The organism is Sphingomonas sp. BL-S-29 (assembly GCF_055521495.1).
This window is the reverse complement of sequence record NZ_CM145482.1, coordinates 2,527,180-2,540,609: the sequence shown is the minus strand read 5'-3', so window position 1 is coordinate 2,540,609 and position 13,430 is coordinate 2,527,180. Positions and strand designations below refer to the sequence as shown.

Annotated in this window: 15 protein-coding genes and 1 tRNA gene; 14 read left to right on the top strand and 2 right to left on the bottom strand. The window is 64.4% G+C overall.

Features of this window, described 5'->3' with window-relative positions; translation table 11 throughout:
• The first annotated feature begins 2 nt into the window (after positions 1 to 2).
• From ACZ1I2_RS12085 to ACZ1I2_RS12065, 5 genes are all read left to right on the top strand, one after another.
• The gene (locus ACZ1I2_RS12085) at positions 3 to 596 is read left to right on the top strand and encodes a glutathione S-transferase family protein (RefSeq protein ID WP_465177074.1); all 594 of its coding nucleotides are present in this window, start codon (positions 3 to 5) and stop codon (positions 594 to 596) included.
• 222 nt (positions 597 to 818) lie between these two features.
• Positions 819 to 3,176 carry a TonB-dependent receptor gene (locus tag ACZ1I2_RS12080; protein ID WP_465177075.1) on the top strand — a complete coding sequence of 786 codons (2,358 nt, stop codon included), beginning with the start codon at positions 819 to 821 and terminating at the stop codon, positions 3,174 to 3,176.
• A 74-nt stretch (positions 3,177 to 3,250) separates the two neighbouring features.
• Positions 3,251 to 3,550 carry a hypothetical protein gene (locus tag ACZ1I2_RS12075; RefSeq protein WP_332717809.1) on the top strand — a complete coding sequence of 100 codons (300 nt, stop codon included), beginning with the start codon at positions 3,251 to 3,253 and terminating at the stop codon, positions 3,548 to 3,550.
• Between the two features lie 14 nt (positions 3,551 to 3,564).
• The gene (locus tag ACZ1I2_RS12070; protein ID WP_465169457.1) at positions 3,565 to 5,541 is read left to right on the top strand and encodes an oxidoreductase; all 1,977 of its coding nucleotides are present in this window, start codon (positions 3,565 to 3,567) and stop codon (positions 5,539 to 5,541) included.
• Positions 5,542 to 5,552: 11 nt separating this feature from the next.
• Positions 5,553 to 6,404: an SDR family NAD(P)-dependent oxidoreductase gene (locus tag ACZ1I2_RS12065; RefSeq protein WP_465177077.1), complete on the top strand. Its 852-nt coding sequence runs from the start codon at positions 5,553 to 5,555 to the stop codon at positions 6,402 to 6,404.
• 23 nt (positions 6,405 to 6,427) lie between these two features.
• Here the strand turns inward: ACZ1I2_RS12065 and ACZ1I2_RS12060 are convergent, their stop codons facing one another.
• Positions 6,428 to 6,826, bottom strand: coding sequence for a GlcG/HbpS family heme-binding protein (locus tag ACZ1I2_RS12060; protein WP_465177078.1), 399 nt, complete (start codon positions 6,824 to 6,826; stop codon positions 6,428 to 6,430).
• Between the two features lie 71 nt (positions 6,827 to 6,897).
• Between ACZ1I2_RS12060 and ACZ1I2_RS12055 the strand changes: the two genes are divergently transcribed.
• From ACZ1I2_RS12055 to ACZ1I2_RS12040, 4 genes are all read left to right on the top strand, one after another.
• Positions 6,898 to 7,653 carry a GntR family transcriptional regulator gene (locus ACZ1I2_RS12055; protein ID WP_465177079.1) on the top strand — a complete coding sequence of 252 codons (756 nt, stop codon included), beginning with the start codon at positions 6,898 to 6,900 and terminating at the stop codon, positions 7,651 to 7,653.
• Between the two features lie 128 nt (positions 7,654 to 7,781).
• Positions 7,782 to 8,714 (top strand): VOC family protein, encoded by a 933-nt coding sequence (locus ACZ1I2_RS12050; protein ID WP_465177080.1) that lies wholly within the window; start codon positions 7,782 to 7,784, stop codon positions 8,712 to 8,714.
• The gene (locus tag ACZ1I2_RS12045; RefSeq protein ID WP_465177081.1) at positions 8,714 to 9,859 is read left to right on the top strand and encodes a class I SAM-dependent methyltransferase; all 1,146 of its coding nucleotides are present in this window, start codon (positions 8,714 to 8,716) and stop codon (positions 9,857 to 9,859) included. Before ACZ1I2_RS12050 ends, ACZ1I2_RS12045 begins: the two co-directional genes overlap by 1 nt.
• On the top strand, positions 9,856 to 10,170 hold the full coding sequence (locus ACZ1I2_RS12040) for a hypothetical protein (RefSeq protein WP_465169463.1): 315 nt from the start codon (positions 9,856 to 9,858) through the stop codon (positions 10,168 to 10,170). Before ACZ1I2_RS12045 ends, ACZ1I2_RS12040 begins: the two co-directional genes overlap by 4 nt.
• Positions 10,171 to 10,370: 200 nt before the next feature.
• Here the strand turns inward: ACZ1I2_RS12040 and ACZ1I2_RS12035 are convergent.
• Positions 10,371 to 10,460, bottom strand: a tRNA-Ser gene (locus tag ACZ1I2_RS12035).
• A 149-nt stretch (positions 10,461 to 10,609) separates the two neighbouring features.
• On the opposite strand from ACZ1I2_RS12035, the gene hspQ reads away from it, so the two are divergent.
• From hspQ to ACZ1I2_RS12010, 5 genes are all read left to right on the top strand, one after another.
• Positions 10,610 to 10,990: a heat shock protein HspQ gene (gene hspQ, locus ACZ1I2_RS12030; RefSeq protein WP_465169464.1), complete on the top strand. Its 381-nt coding sequence runs from the start codon at positions 10,610 to 10,612 to the stop codon at positions 10,988 to 10,990.
• Positions 10,991 to 11,113: 123 nt separating this feature from the next.
• Positions 11,114 to 11,773 carry a glyoxalase superfamily protein gene (locus tag ACZ1I2_RS12025; RefSeq protein ID WP_465169465.1) on the top strand — a complete coding sequence of 220 codons (660 nt, stop codon included), beginning with the start codon at positions 11,114 to 11,116 and terminating at the stop codon, positions 11,771 to 11,773.
• Positions 11,774 to 11,948: 175 nt separating this feature from the next.
• A complete protein-coding gene (gene rplU / locus ACZ1I2_RS12020) occupies positions 11,949 to 12,326 on the top strand; it encodes a 50S ribosomal protein L21 (RefSeq protein WP_465173954.1) in 378 nt (125 codons plus the stop codon).
• A gap of 12 nt (positions 12,327 to 12,338) precedes the next feature.
• On the top strand, positions 12,339 to 12,608 hold the full coding sequence (gene rpmA, locus ACZ1I2_RS12015; RefSeq protein ID WP_465177082.1) for a 50S ribosomal protein L27: 270 nt from the start codon (positions 12,339 to 12,341) through the stop codon (positions 12,606 to 12,608).
• 169 nt (positions 12,609 to 12,777) lie between these two features.
• Positions 12,778 to 13,335 carry a GNAT family N-acetyltransferase gene (locus ACZ1I2_RS12010; RefSeq protein ID WP_465177083.1) on the top strand — a complete coding sequence of 186 codons (558 nt, stop codon included), beginning with the start codon at positions 12,778 to 12,780 and terminating at the stop codon, positions 13,333 to 13,335.
• Positions 13,336 to 13,430 lie beyond the last annotated feature (95 nt).

Sequence of the window (13,430 nt, the reverse complement as noted above, 5' to 3'; positions counted from 1 at the left end):
GAATGACGATTACCATCTACGGCCGCCCCGGATCCCGCGCCCGCCGCCCCTTGTGGGTCGCGCGCGAGCTCGGACTCGACGTGCAGAATATCGAACCGGCCGCCGGCGAGACCAAGCAGCCTGCCTATCTCGCGATCAATCCCAACGGCAAGGTGCCGGCGCTGGTCGATAACGGCTTCACCCTGTTCGAATCCTTCGCCGAAAGCCTTTACCTCGCCAAGAAATATGGCACCGGCCGCCTCTATCCCGAGACTGTCGAGCAGGAAGCGCTGGTCTGGCAGTGGAGCTTCTGGGGATTGAACGAACTCGAACGCAACCTGACGGTCTGCCTGTTCGAACGCGTCATAAAGCCGGAAGCCGATCGCGACTCGGGCGCCGCCGAGCAGGCCGAACGGGATCTGCAGGCGCCGCTCAAAGTGCTCGATACCGCGCTCGCCGGTCGCCCATGGCTGCTGGGCCGGGAATTTTCCGTCGCCGACGTCAATCTCGCGGCCATCGCAGCCTTGGCAAAGCCGTCGAAAGTGTCCCTGAATTCATATGCCAACCTGGCTGGCTGGCTCGATCGGGCCGTGGCGCGCCCGGCCTATAATGGGTGATTGTTGCAATCACGACACACTCCGGACGATCCCTCGGGCTAACGCATAATTCACGTGACAGCGCCGAGTATATGTCATAGCTCTATAACAAATAAGAAATGAAGTTTGCAGGCGTGCCGCTGACCTCGGGTTGGCGGAGACGGGATCGTATTGCCCGGCGTTCGGGCGTGGGGTCGGCAAGGCGAAAACGCCGGTCGGCGGCATTTGGAAAAGGGTTCAACGATGACCAAGAAGCTACGATACAGCACTGCTTTCGGCCTCAGTCTCTATGCGATCGCCGTCGCTACCCAGGCTCACGCCCAGACCGAAACGCCCGTCGCCACTCAGGCCGCTGACGAATCCGACGGCGTTGGAGATATCGTCGTCACCGCGCAGCGCCGCGAACAGAAGCTGCAGGAGGTGCCGATCGCGATTTCCGCGTTCACCGCGCAGGAGCTTCAGACACGCCAGATCACGCGCACTATCGACCTGCTGTCCTATGTCCCGAACCTGATCGGCCACAACAACACCTCGGTCGGCACCGCCAACAGCTATTCGATGCGCGGCCTGAACAACAACGAGACGATCTCGACCTTCGATCTGCCGGTCGGCACCTATGTCGACGACGTCTATATGTCGCGGCAGAGCGCGAACAATTTCTCGCTGTTCGATGTCGAGCGGATCGAAGTGCTGCGCGGCCCCCAGGGCACGCTGTTCGGCCGCAACACGACCGGCGGCGCGATCAACGTCATCATGAAGAAGCCGGGCGCCGATTTCGGCGGCTTCGGCGAAGTCAGCTACGGCAAATATGATCGCGTGCAGGCGCGCGGCTCGGTCGACATTCCGATCATCAAGGATAAGCTGCTCAGCAAGTTCCAGGCTTATTATATCGACGATGCCGGCTATGTGAAAAACCGCGTCACCGGCGAAAAGCTGAATTCGGAGCACAGCTACGGCTTCCGCGGCGCGCTCCGCCTGCTCGGCGCCGGCAACACCAGCTGGGATATCACTGGCGACTATAATTCCCAGAGCTACGCCAACTTCCCGAACTTCTACGATCCCGCGACCGGTGATCGGGTCAGCTACACGCGGCTGCGCGAGGATTCGACCGTTTCGCAGGTGTTCGGCGGCCGCAACTATTTGTCGCCCGGGCTCGCCGACAACAAGCTTGGCAACACCGCCACCTCATGGTCGGCGACCTCGAACGTGCAGATCGACGCGGGCGACAACCTGACGATCAACCTCATCACCGGCTATCGCCACATCTATAACGAATACCTCACTGACAGCGCGATGAGCCTGGCCAGCGCAAGCACGGTCTACACCTATCCGGGCGATATCGTCACGCCGGTGATGGGCTCGACCTCGGTGCTCGCGAACGACAGCTGGCACGGGCAGTTCAGCCAGGAATTCAAGATCAACGGCGAAGGGCTCGGTGGCAAGCTGAACTACACCGCCGGCGTCTATTATATCCGCGAGGACAACAAGACGAGCTTCGCCAACGTTTCCATCACTGCGGCGGGCGTCGGCACGCTCTCGGCCGATCGCACCATGTACAACAACACCGATGCCATCGCCGGATATTTCCAGGGCGACTACAAGATCACCCCGGCACTGACCTTCACCGCCGGCATCCGTTACACCGCGGAATTCAAGGACATTCATTTCCAGCCAAACGCGACTCCGCTGACCCCCGTCGGGATCAACCAGCCCTTCACCACGGCCGACATCATCGCGGCGGGCAATCCGGTGAAGCAGACCGCCAAGGTTTGGACCCCGCGTTTCGCGCTCGACTACAAGATCACGCCGGACATCTCGGTCTACGCCTCGGCGACCAAGGGCTTCAAATCGGGCGGCTGGGTATCGCGCTCTTATAACGCCGCTGGGATGTTCGCCTTCAAGCCGGAGACGATCTGGTCCTATGAAGGCGGCCTGCGTTCGGAATTCTTCGACCGCAAGGTTCGTCTGAACCTGACCGGTTTCTACTTCAACGATTATGACAACCAGTTGCCAGCCGGTCGCGAAAACCCGCTGGTCCCGGGCCAGATCATCTATGTCACGCGCAACTTCGCCGATCTGCGCAACTACGGTCTGGAAGCGGAACTGACGATCGTGCCGGCTCGTGGGTTCAACATCTTCTGGACGGCTGGTCTGCAGCATGCCCGCTTCGTCAATGTCGATCCTTCGGTGCTGACCCAGGCCGCGAACTGCAAAGCGGGTATCGCCGCAACGACCAACTGCAACCAGGGTATCGTCACGGCGGCAGGCAATATCGCCCTGCCCTCGCGCGTGGCGCCGTTCAACTCCACCTTGGGGGCGAACTATACCGCTGATCTCGGGGGCAGCTTCCAGCTGATTCCGTCGGTCACCTGGGCCTATACCGACGGCAGCTATCCCTCAGCACAGAATGATGTGCGCGGCTATCAGAAGGCGCACAGCCTGTTCAACGGCGGCCTCACCCTGCGTAACCGGGAACAGGGCTGGAGCCTGTCGGCCGACTGCACCAACTGCTTCAACAAGCGGTACGTGGCGTCCTTCCTTATCTTCCCGTATCTCAACGAGCCGGGTCGGTGGACGGTGCGTGCGCGCTTCGACTTCTGATTGCCAATACCGAGGGGCGGGGCGCAGACATTGCGTCCCGCCCCTCGCACTTCCCTATCCGCAGGATTGATCCGATGTCCGAAGCCCGTCGTCCGGAAGATGTCTCGCTCCCGCGCAGCAGCAAGGGCCAGCGCCCGAACTTCTTCGACGATCCGTCGATCGATCAGATGATGACCTTCTTTTTCGAGCTGATGACCGAGGTCGCGGTGCTGCGCGAACGCACCGACACGATCGAGCGGTTGCTCGACGACAAGGGCCTGGTGTCGCGTGCCGACATCGAAGCCTACCGCGCCGACGCAGCCGTCGAGGCCGAGCGGACTGAATGGCGTAACGCCTATTTCCAGCGCGTGATGCGGATGCACGCGCCGGGATGAACGCACCGCCAGCCGTGACCGCCTACCCCCATCTCTTTTCGCCGGTGACGATCGGCCCGCGGACCCTGCGCAACCGCATCGTCCACGCATCCATGTCGACTCATTATGCAGTGGCCGGCCGGGTCACGCCGCGCCTCATCGACTATTACGCCAATCGTGCCCGAGGCGGCGCGTCGATGCTGGTCAGCGAGCCGATGGCAATGCTCTCCTGGCAGAATCTGCCTACTCGCCCGGCGATCCTCTCCGGCATCAATGCCGGCGAACTGACGCGCTGGGCCGATACGGTGGGCGAATATGGCAGCCTGATGCTCGGCCAGATTCAGGATAACGGGCGCGGCTTCCGGTCTGGCTTTCGCAATCCGAATGCGTTCGGTCCGTCGGCCCTGCCCGACGATCTCAGCGGTACCGTGCCGCACGCGCTCTCGATCGGTCAGATCGAGCGCATGATCGCCGAATTCGTTCAGTCCGCACGGACACTTCAGCAGGCCGGCTTTGCCGGGGTCGAGATCTCGGCAGGCCACGGCCATCTCTTCCACCAGTTCCTCGCCGCGCGCTCGAACGTGCGCGAGGATCGCTATGGCGGTGATCTCGCTGGCCGCGCCACCTTGCTGCTCGACTTGATCGCGGCGCTGCGCTCGGCCTGCGGCAGCGACTTCATCATCGGCACCAAGCTGCCCGCCGAGGATGGCATGCCCGACGGCATCGATCTCGCCGCCGCGGCCGATATCACTACCCTGGTCCACGCCACCGGGCAGGTCGATTATCTCACTTATTGCTGGGGCGCCCACGGCGACACGCTCTACGAACATCTCCCCGATCTGCACGGGCTCCGCACACCCTATGTCGATCGCATCGCCGCGCTTGGCCGCGCCGCGCCCGGTACGCCCCTCGGCGCGCTCGGCCTGATCACCGATCCCAACGAGGGCGAACGCATCGTGCGGGACGGTCTCGCCGATCTCGTCATGCTCGGCCGTCCGCTGGTCACCGATCCCGCCTGGGGGATCAAGGCCGAGGCCGGGCGCGAGGCACAGATCCGCTATTGCGTGTCGTGCAACACGTGCTGGCACATGATCAATGTCGGGCGCGGCCTGCACTGCGACAATAATCCGCGCGTCGGCGCACCCGACGAAGCGGACTGGCAGCCTGAGTCTGCGCCGGTGCGGCGGAAGATCGTCATTGTCGGCGCCGGGATCGCCGGCATGGAGGCCGCCTGGGTCGCCGCGGCGCGAGGCCATGATGTCACCGTCTTTGCCGCCTCCGATGAGGCCGGCGGCAAGACGCGGCTCCACGCCCTGCTGCCCGGCGGCGAGAATCTCAGCAGCATCTATGATTACCAGCGCCTCGCCGCCGAACGTGCCGGCGCCGTCTTCCGCTGGAACATGCCGGCCACGGCCGCCGACATCATCGCCCTCGCCCCCGATCATGTCGTGCTGGCCACTGGCGCCACGCCCGCCTGGCCCGATTATCTGCCGGCTGAATATCGCGGTGAGGGCTTCTTTCCCGATCTGCGCGAGGTGATGGCCGATCTCGCCCAGCGGCCGGGACGGCAGACGGGCACGGCCGTGATTCACGATTCCGATGGTACGGCGTTCGTCTATGCGGCGGCCGAACTGCTCAACGATCGCTTCGAGCGAGTCGTGATCCTCACGGACCGCGAACGTCTCGCGGCGGACGAAGCGATGGTCACGCGCCAGGGCGTCTATGCGCGTTTCGGCCGCAAGGGCATCGACTTCGTCACTTCGGTCCGCCCCCTCGCGACGTCGCGCTTCGAGGAAGGCGAGCTTGCCTATGCCGATGTTTTTTCCGGGCGGGAAACCGTGCTGACGGATATCGCGCTGTTCACCTATGCCACCGCCCGCATTCCCGATCTCGCGCTCGAAGCCCCGTTGCTCGCGGCGGGTCTCGACGTGCGCACGATCGGCGATGCCTATGCGCCCCGCACGGTGCTCGCCGCGACATCCGAAGGCTATCACGCCGCCATGTCATTCTGAGGAGTTTGCCGATGTATCCCGATCTCGCAGGCAAGGTGGCGATCGTCACCGGCGCTGGCCGCCATGGCGGTCTTGGCGCGGCGATCGCCCGCAAGCTGGCCGAGGATGGCGTGCGCCTCGTGCTCCACGATCTCGGCACGACCAAGGGCGCGATGGCGCCCGAACATGGCGTTGCCCAGGCGTCCGAGCTCGAGGAGATCGCGGCCGAGCTGCGCGCGATCCATCCCGACATCGTCACGCATACCGCTGACATGCGGGTCGAGAGCGAAGTCGAGGGGCTGGTCGCGCGCGCCGTCGCGGAATTCGGCCGGCTCGACATCCTCGTCAACAATGCCGGCGTCGGATATCTGTTCGGCCCGTTCATCGAGCAGACTCAGGAGCAATGGGATACCGTGCTCGACGTGAACCTGCGCGGCGCCTTCTTCGCGATGAAGCACGCGATCCGTCAGATGCTGAAGCAGGACGAAGTGGCCGATTGGGGCCGGGGCAAGATCGTGTCGATCGGCAGCCGCGGCTCGAAATCGGGCTCGGCGCTGACCTCCTCCTACATTGCCTCGAAGCACGGGCTGGTCGGTCTGACCCGCTCGGTCGCGATCGAGATGGGGTCGGCCCAGATCAACGTGAACATGGTCTGCCCCAACCATGTCACCACCGGGCTCGGATCGTGGCAGAACGAGTATATGGCGAAGATGCGCGGTCAGACGATCGAGGAATATCTCGAGGCGATGCGCGGGCGGATCCCGCTCGGCCGAGTCGGCACGGCCGAGGACACGGCCAATGCCTGTGCGTTCCTCTGCTCGGGCCAGGCGCGCTACATCACCGGTGAGGCGATGAACGTGTCGGGCGGCGAGGAGATGCACTGATCCCCCCGCCCTTCCGCACCATGTCAGCCCAATGCGTCCAGGGCGGCCTGGGCAATCGCCTCATCCTGGTCCGGCGAGCCGCCTGATACCCCGACCGCGCCGACGACGCTGTTTTCGTACCGCACCGGCAAGCCGCCGGGCATCGGCAGATATTCGGTCAGCCGCAGCAATTCCGGCTGGTCCTTGAGCCGGGCGGTCAGCACCCCGCTCGGCGCGCGCAGCAGGGCCGCGGTGCGGGCCTTGGCCTGCGCGACCGCCGGCGTCATCAGCCCGGCGCTGTCACCGCGATACAGGCGAAACGCATAGCCGCCCTCGTCGACGATCGCGATCGAGGCAGCCAGCCCCAGCTCCGCGGCTTTCGCGCTCGCGGCGGCCAGCATCCGATCCAGTTCGGCGGCACTCAGGCAAAATTTGGTAATCATGAAGTCTTTTCCCTCTTGGTGGGCTGGTGGTTAAGTGACAAGCGCAGGTGCAACGGGGGAGACGATCGGCCTTGAGCAAGCGCAACGAAGACCAGGTGGATCGCCTGCAGGCGATCCCGCTCTATCATCAGATTTTCCTCCAGCTTCGCGAGGAGATCATCAACGGCAGCCGTGCGTTCGGATCGCGCATGCCGACCGAGGAGGAATTGTCGGAAAACTTCGGCGTCTCGCGCATCACCGCGCGCCGGGCACTGGCCGAGCTCGCCGACACGCACCTCGTCGAACGCAAGCGCCGCGTCGGCACGCATGTCACCTATCAGTCGCCCGCCAGGCCGATCGAGGGCAGCCTCGAACAGGCGCTCGAATCGCTGATCACCTATGGCCGCAAGACTCAGGTCCGCATCCTCGAGCTCGACATGATCGCGGCGCGCCCGCCGATCAGCGATGCCCTCGGGCTGCCGGTCGATAGCGAGGTCCTGCGCGTCGACCGGGTCCGCTGGCTCGAGAACCAGCCGATCAGCCATCTCGTCAGCTACGTCCCCGGCGATCTTGCCGGCGCGATGAACCGGACCGCGCTCAAGACCACGCCGATGCTCTCGCTGCTCGAACAGGCCGGCGTGCAGATCGGCGCGGCGAGTCAGACGATCTCTGCGTCGCTGGCGGACGGGACGCTCGCCAATCTGCTCGAAGTGGATATCGGCTCGCCGATCCTGCGCGTGAACCGCACGGTGTTCGATACCGCGCACCGCCCGGTCCAGTATGTGCTCGCCCAATTCCGCCCGGATCTCTATCAGATCAAGCTCGACCTGCATTCCGCGCGGCCCTGACGGACGTCGAAAAGGTCGGGAATCTGCGGGTTTCGCGCACATCTTGATGCTTTTGCCACGAATTGCTCATTTGATATAGAAATAAGTGTAATTGGTGATAATCTGCCGCTCATGAAGAGCATGCGGACATGACCGACTGGACCTCGGACGGCGATCCGCTGCTGACGCGGTTCCGCTTCGCCACGGTCGCCACCCCCGATCTGGACGGCTGCGTCGCCGACTATGCCGCGCTCGGCTACATCGTCCGCGACAGCGGCACGATCGCCCCCGATCTCGCCGCCAGCTGGGGCACCCCCGCCATGGCCGGACAACGTTGTCATACCCTCAGCACCGCCGGCGCCAGCGACGATTATCTCCGCCTCGTGGAGGTTGTTCCCGTGTCGCGATACCGCGCCCTGACCACCTATGGCTGGGCCGCGTTCGAGATCATCGTCGACGATGTCTACGAAGTGCACGATCGCCTCAAAGCCTCCGCTTTCACCATCATCGGCGAGCCCCGGCCACTGCAGTTCATGCCCTCGATCGTCGCGATGCAGGCCGTCGGCCCATCCGGCGAATGCCTCTATTTCACCATGGAAAGCGGCGACCGCGCCACCTCGATCCTCCCGCAACCGCGCTCGCTGATCGATCGCCCCTTCATCCTGGTCGTGGCGGGACCGGACTTCGACGCGCTCCGCAACTGGTATTGCGACCTGTTCGATCTCAAGCGCCGCCCGTTGCGCGACAGCCGGATTTCGCTGGTGCAGACCGCCCAGGGCCTCTCCCCCGACACGGTGACGCGGATGACCACGGCGGGCCTGCGCGATCATGGCTATCTGTTCGAATTCGACGAATATCCCCCGGGCCCCGGCCTGATCGCCGGGCCGCGCCCCTGCGCGCCGGGCATGCTCCCGCCGGGCTGCGCGATGGCCAGCATCGCGACGGTCGCGATGGACCGGATCGCCCCGCTCGCGATCACGCCGCCGGTGCGGCGCGACGGCCCCGGCTATGACGGGCGGCTCGCCTGCACGGTACGCGGGCCGGCGGGCGAACTGATCGAATTCATCGAGGAGGCAACGTGATGACCAAGGCCATGAACGTCCGGGACGTGCAGCACCCCGTCCTGCCGCGCGCCACGGCCGAGGAGTTGAGCCGCCAGCGCGCCGTGGTGTCGCTGCGCAAGTTGCTCAACGCCCGCGTCCGTTCGGAAAATGTCCGCCGGTTTCATGACGAGGGTGCGCCCGCCTTCGCCGCGCGCCACCAGCGCCAGCCGCAGTCGCCGGACGACATCTCGGCCGCTTTGTTCGAATCCCCCGGCTACCGCCTGTGGAGCGCCGCCAATCGCGCCGCCCAGGAGATGATCTGGGTCTCGGTCGGCGAACCGCTCTTCCGCGATCGCGACCGGATGCAGGCGGCCGCGCGAGATCTCGCGACCTCCCCCGACCGCAAGGGTAGCCTGACGCTCGACCCGTCCTATGATCCCTCGCCCGAACTGGCCGGCACTGACGTTCATCTCCAGCCTGGCGGCTATGCCCGCGATGACGGGCCCGACGATGTCGTCGCCGGCGCCTTTTACGAAACCGGCGGCAACGTGTTCTCCTTCGGCCAGGGCGCCGGCAAGAGCGACAGCAAGGCAGGCGTCATCTTCCGCCTGCTCGACGAGACATTCGCCGGATTCGAACCGAAGCGCATCCTCGATCTCGGCTGCTCGGCCGGCGCAGCTTCCGCCGCCTATGCCGATCGCTTCCCCGACGCCGAAGTGCATGCGATCGACATCGGCGCCGGCATGCTCCGCTATGCGCACGCTCGCGCCGAAGCGCTCGATGTGGCAGTGCATTTCAGCCAGATGGACGCCGCCGACCTGAAATATCCCGACGATCATTTCGACCTCGTCGTCTCGCATAACATGCTGCATGAAATCGGCGCCGACAAACGCCGCCGCGCCATGGCCGAGGCGCTGCGCGTGGTGCGGCCGGGCGGGCTGGTGATCTTCCAGGACGTCGACACCCGCTTCGCGCCGAGCGATGTCCACCGCGTCGAGAAGAACTGGGACACCCGCTTCAATGGCGAGATATTCTGGCAGACCTATACCGAGTCCGATCTCGAGGCCGATATGCTGTCCGCGGGTTTCGCCGCTGCCGATGTCGCTGAACATAACGTCGCCGCTGTAAGCAATCTCAACCGCTGGTACGTGATCAGCGGCCGCAAGCCGCTGGTTGCCGCATGACGAGCGCCACGGATGCGATCCATGCGGTGATCGCAGCGGGCCGGGGCGCCCGTCCGACGAGCCTCGACAATGTCGAAACCGAACGGGTGTTGGCGATCGCACTGGCATTGCTGGTCGAACTGTCGGTGTCGAACGACCGAATCGACCGCCTCGAACGCGAAGTCGCCGACTTGCGTGGAACGACGCTCGAAGAATTTCGGGACGCCCGGCTCACCGACGCCGCTATCGCCGAGCGTCAGGAATCACTGGAAGCACTGCAGTTGCGCGTGTTGCGCGTCATGGTCGATCCCCGCGCGGCCGAAACCTCTTGAAATGCCTTGTGGTGACATCGAGGTCGCGTAGCCGGTAATCGAGCCGCGCGGGGCCTGGTCCGCGGCTTGGCTATGTTTGAGTCTCCGAAATTCGCCGGAAGGACACGAACGGCCGTGGTGAACTGATCGACTAAGCATCGGTTTCAGGAGGAAAAACTCGATACCGATAGCCCGGCATGGCCCCCTTTTGGGGGGCCTCGTGGCGGAGAGGGTGGGATTCGAACCCACGGTACCCGTGAGGGCACAACGGTTTTCGAGACCGTCCCAATCGACCACTCTGGCACCTCTCCGCAGAGGTCTTTGCAAGCAACCCGGGCCAATGAAAGCAAGGGGTGCCGGTCGAAGAGCGCGCGCCTCTAACGCAAAGCTAAACGTCGCACAAGCACCGCTTCGCGGGCAATCCGCTTGTGCAGCGCAAAAGAGTCCTTAGATTGACATCATGCCTCGTGCCCATATCCCCGCTCACCCCTTCGATGCGACGATTCCCCTGCCGCCCGTCTCTCATGCGCGCTTCGCCATCGGCGACGTCGTGCGGCATCGCATGTTCGATTTCCGCGGGGTGATCTTCGACGTCGATCCCATCTTCGCCAACAGCGCCGAATGGTATGAGGCGATCCCGGAGAATATCCGGCCGCGCAAGGATCAGCCCTTCTACCATCTGCTCGCCGAGAACATGGAGTCGAGTTACGTCGCTTATGTCAGCCAGCAGAATCTGGTGGCTGACGACACCGACGAGCCGATCGATCATCCGGCGATCTCGGACCTGTTCACCGATTTCGCCGACGGACGCTATCAGCTGCGCCGCGAGCACAAGCACTGAGCCTGCAGCCGATTGACAGGCGGCCGGCACAGAATCTAGTTTCGCATTGCTCCACCGGGGTGCATCGGCATGGTGCCGAAAGGGCAAGGCCCGCCCGCTGACATTCTCAGCCGGAGCCTGCCTATGTCCGATTCCCCTGATCCCGCCCTGGAAGCCTATCGCAAGCACGCCAAGCTGCTGCTGCGCTGGCACCGCGAGGGCAATTATTCCGTGGGCGGCAAGCTGCGCCTGCTGGAGCGCTTCAGCCGCCTCACCGATCGCGAAGCGCTCGACATGCCGCTGCCACTCACGCTCGCGCAGGAGGTCGTCGCAGTCGAAGCCGGCTTCCCGACCTGGGCCGCGCTCAAGGCGGGCTTGAGCAGCCCATTCCAACCACGGACTGAGCCTGGGCCCCCGGTCCTGAAGGCCATCACCCCCATCCTGTTCGTGCGCGACGTCTCGGCGGCGGCGACCTGGTTCGAAGAGAAGCTCGGCTTCGCGGTGGATTTCCTCCACGGCAATCCGCCATTCTACGGCGCCGTTTCGCGCGACGGCGCGTGTCTGCATCTGCGATTCGTTCACCAGCCCAATTTTGCCGAGCTGGCGGCACACGAAGGCTCGCTCATCCTGGCGACGATCGAGACGGGCAATATCAAGGCACTTTTCGAGGAGTTCGATGCCCGCGGCGTCATATTCCCACAGAGGCTGGTCAAACAGGCCTGGGGTGGCACCGACTTCCATGTCCGCGACCCGGACGGGAACGTTCTCTCCTTCGTGCAATATCGTCAGGCGGCCATCCCCTGACGGCAAGGGTGCGTGGACGACTCGCGCTCGAACCCCTATATCGCTCCGGCGTGGCCCCGCTGACCGGCGGAAGGGCAATTCGGCGTTGACAGAATCGCCTGCCTCCCTTAGCTGCGCCCCTTCCCCCGCCGGGCTTGCCTGCGCGGGCATATGCATTTTGAAAGTGATGAGGGCCATGTTCGCAATCGTGCGCACAGGCGGCAAGCAATATCGCGTTGCCGCTGGAGACAAGATCGTCGTCGAGAAGCTCGACGGCGAAGCGGGAGCGTCGATCACGCTCGCTGACGTCCTGCTTGCAGGCGAAGGGTCGGAGCTGAAGTCGGTCGAGGGCCTGACGGTCTCCGCCGAGATCATCGCCCAGGCGAAGGCCGACAAGGTCATCATCTTCAAGAAGAAGCGTCGCCACAATTATCGCCGCAAGAACGGCCATCGCCAGCAGCACACGATCCTGAAGATCCTCGCCATCGGCGAGCAGGAAAAGAAGGCCAAGGCGAAGAAGGCTGACGCAGCCCCCGCAGCAGCTGAGGGCGAAGCCCCGGCCGCTCAGGCGTAAGGAGTAGTTTAGATGGCACATAAGAAAGCAGGCGGCTCCTCGCGCAACGGTCGCGATTCGGCCGGCCGTCGTCTCGGCGTGAAGAAGTTCGGTGGCGAAACCGTCGTTCCGGGCAACATCCTGGTGCGTCAGCGCGGCACGAAGTTCTACCCGGGCGTCAATGTCGGCATGGGCAAGGACCATACCCTGTTCGCCCTCGTGGACGGCCGCGTGTCGTTCAAGGAAGGCAAGCTCGGCCGCAAGTTCTGCTCGGTAGAGATTATGGCGGCTGCCGCCGAATAACACGGGTAACCGTTCGGGTTGCCCACTTGGGCGACCCGGGTTTTCGCAAGAGAACCGAAAAAGGGAGACGGGTCGCCCCGGCTCCCTTTTTTCATGCTCCCTCCCACTCATTGTCGTCCTCACGTCATCCCGACGTGCGAGCGGCAATGCGACCGACGAGGAGAGTAAAATGTTCGCTCGGACTGCAAGATTGACGCTGCGCCCCGGCTGGCCCGAGGATGCCCCGGCGCTGGCTCAGGCGATCGCGCATGAAGCGGTCGTCGCCAACCTGGCGCGCGCGCCCTGGCCCTATACGCTCGCCGACGCCGAGGAATTCCTCGCCCGCCCCCGTGCGGCCGACGACGCGCGTTTCATGATCCTCAGCCATGAGGCGGAGTATCCGCGCATCGTCGGCACGATCGGGATGTGGGTGGAGGACGATGCCTGGGAGCTCGGCTATTGGCTGACCCCCTCGGCCTGGGGCCGCGGCTATGCGACCGAAGCCGGGCGCATCGTGCTGCAGATGGGGCGCCACGCGCTCGGCGTGAAGCACATCCGCGCCGGGCATTTCGTCGACAACCCCGCCTCCGGCCGGGTGCTTTCCAAGCTCGGCTTCCGGCCTACCGGCGATATCGTGCCGCGCCATTCGCGCGCGCGCGGCGTCGACGTACCGTGCGCCGTGTTCACGCTCGACCTCGACCCGGAGGTGGACGGGGACCGAATGTGCGACGTGAAGATAGCGGCATGACCAGTCCTCTCCCCGACCAAGGGAGGACATGTCCGTTTTCGGCACCGGCTTTAGATGCGAAAATGATTTCTTCGCATCAATTCCTATCGAACGGG

Excerpts from the sequence above, each read along its gene's own strand:
- ACZ1I2_RS12075 (WP_332717809.1), top strand. The coding sequence starts at position 3,251 with ATGTCCGAAGCCCGTCGTCCGGAAGATGTCTCGCTCCCGCGCAGCAGC.
- ACZ1I2_RS12010 (WP_465177083.1), top strand. The coding sequence starts at position 12,778 with ATGTTCGCTCGGACTGCAAGATTGACGCTGCGCCCCGGCTGGCCCGAG.
- ACZ1I2_RS12080 (WP_465177075.1), top strand. The coding sequence starts at position 819 with ATGACCAAGAAGCTACGATACAGCACTGCTTTCGGCCTCAGTCTCTAT.
- ACZ1I2_RS12060 (WP_465177078.1), bottom strand. The coding sequence starts at position 6,826 with ATGATTACCAAATTTTGCCTGAGTGCCGCCGAACTGGATCGGATGCTG.
- ACZ1I2_RS12050 (WP_465177080.1), top strand. The coding sequence starts at position 7,782 with ATGACCGACTGGACCTCGGACGGCGATCCGCTGCTGACGCGGTTCCGC.
- ACZ1I2_RS12040 (WP_465169463.1), top strand. The coding sequence starts at position 9,856 with ATGACGAGCGCCACGGATGCGATCCATGCGGTGATCGCAGCGGGCCGG.
- rpmA (WP_465177082.1), top strand. The coding sequence starts at position 12,339 with ATGGCACATAAGAAAGCAGGCGGCTCCTCGCGCAACGGTCGCGATTCG.
- ACZ1I2_RS12025 (WP_465169465.1), top strand. The coding sequence starts at position 11,114 with ATGTCCGATTCCCCTGATCCCGCCCTGGAAGCCTATCGCAAGCACGCC.
- ACZ1I2_RS12045 (WP_465177081.1), top strand. The coding sequence starts at position 8,714 with ATGACCAAGGCCATGAACGTCCGGGACGTGCAGCACCCCGTCCTGCCG.
- ACZ1I2_RS12065 (WP_465177077.1), top strand. The coding sequence starts at position 5,553 with ATGTATCCCGATCTCGCAGGCAAGGTGGCGATCGTCACCGGCGCTGGC.
- rplU (WP_465173954.1), top strand. The coding sequence starts at position 11,949 with ATGTTCGCAATCGTGCGCACAGGCGGCAAGCAATATCGCGTTGCCGCT.
- hspQ (WP_465169464.1), top strand. The coding sequence starts at position 10,610 with ATGCCTCGTGCCCATATCCCCGCTCACCCCTTCGATGCGACGATTCCC.
- ACZ1I2_RS12085 (WP_465177074.1), top strand. The coding sequence starts at position 3 with ATGACGATTACCATCTACGGCCGCCCCGGATCCCGCGCCCGCCGCCCC.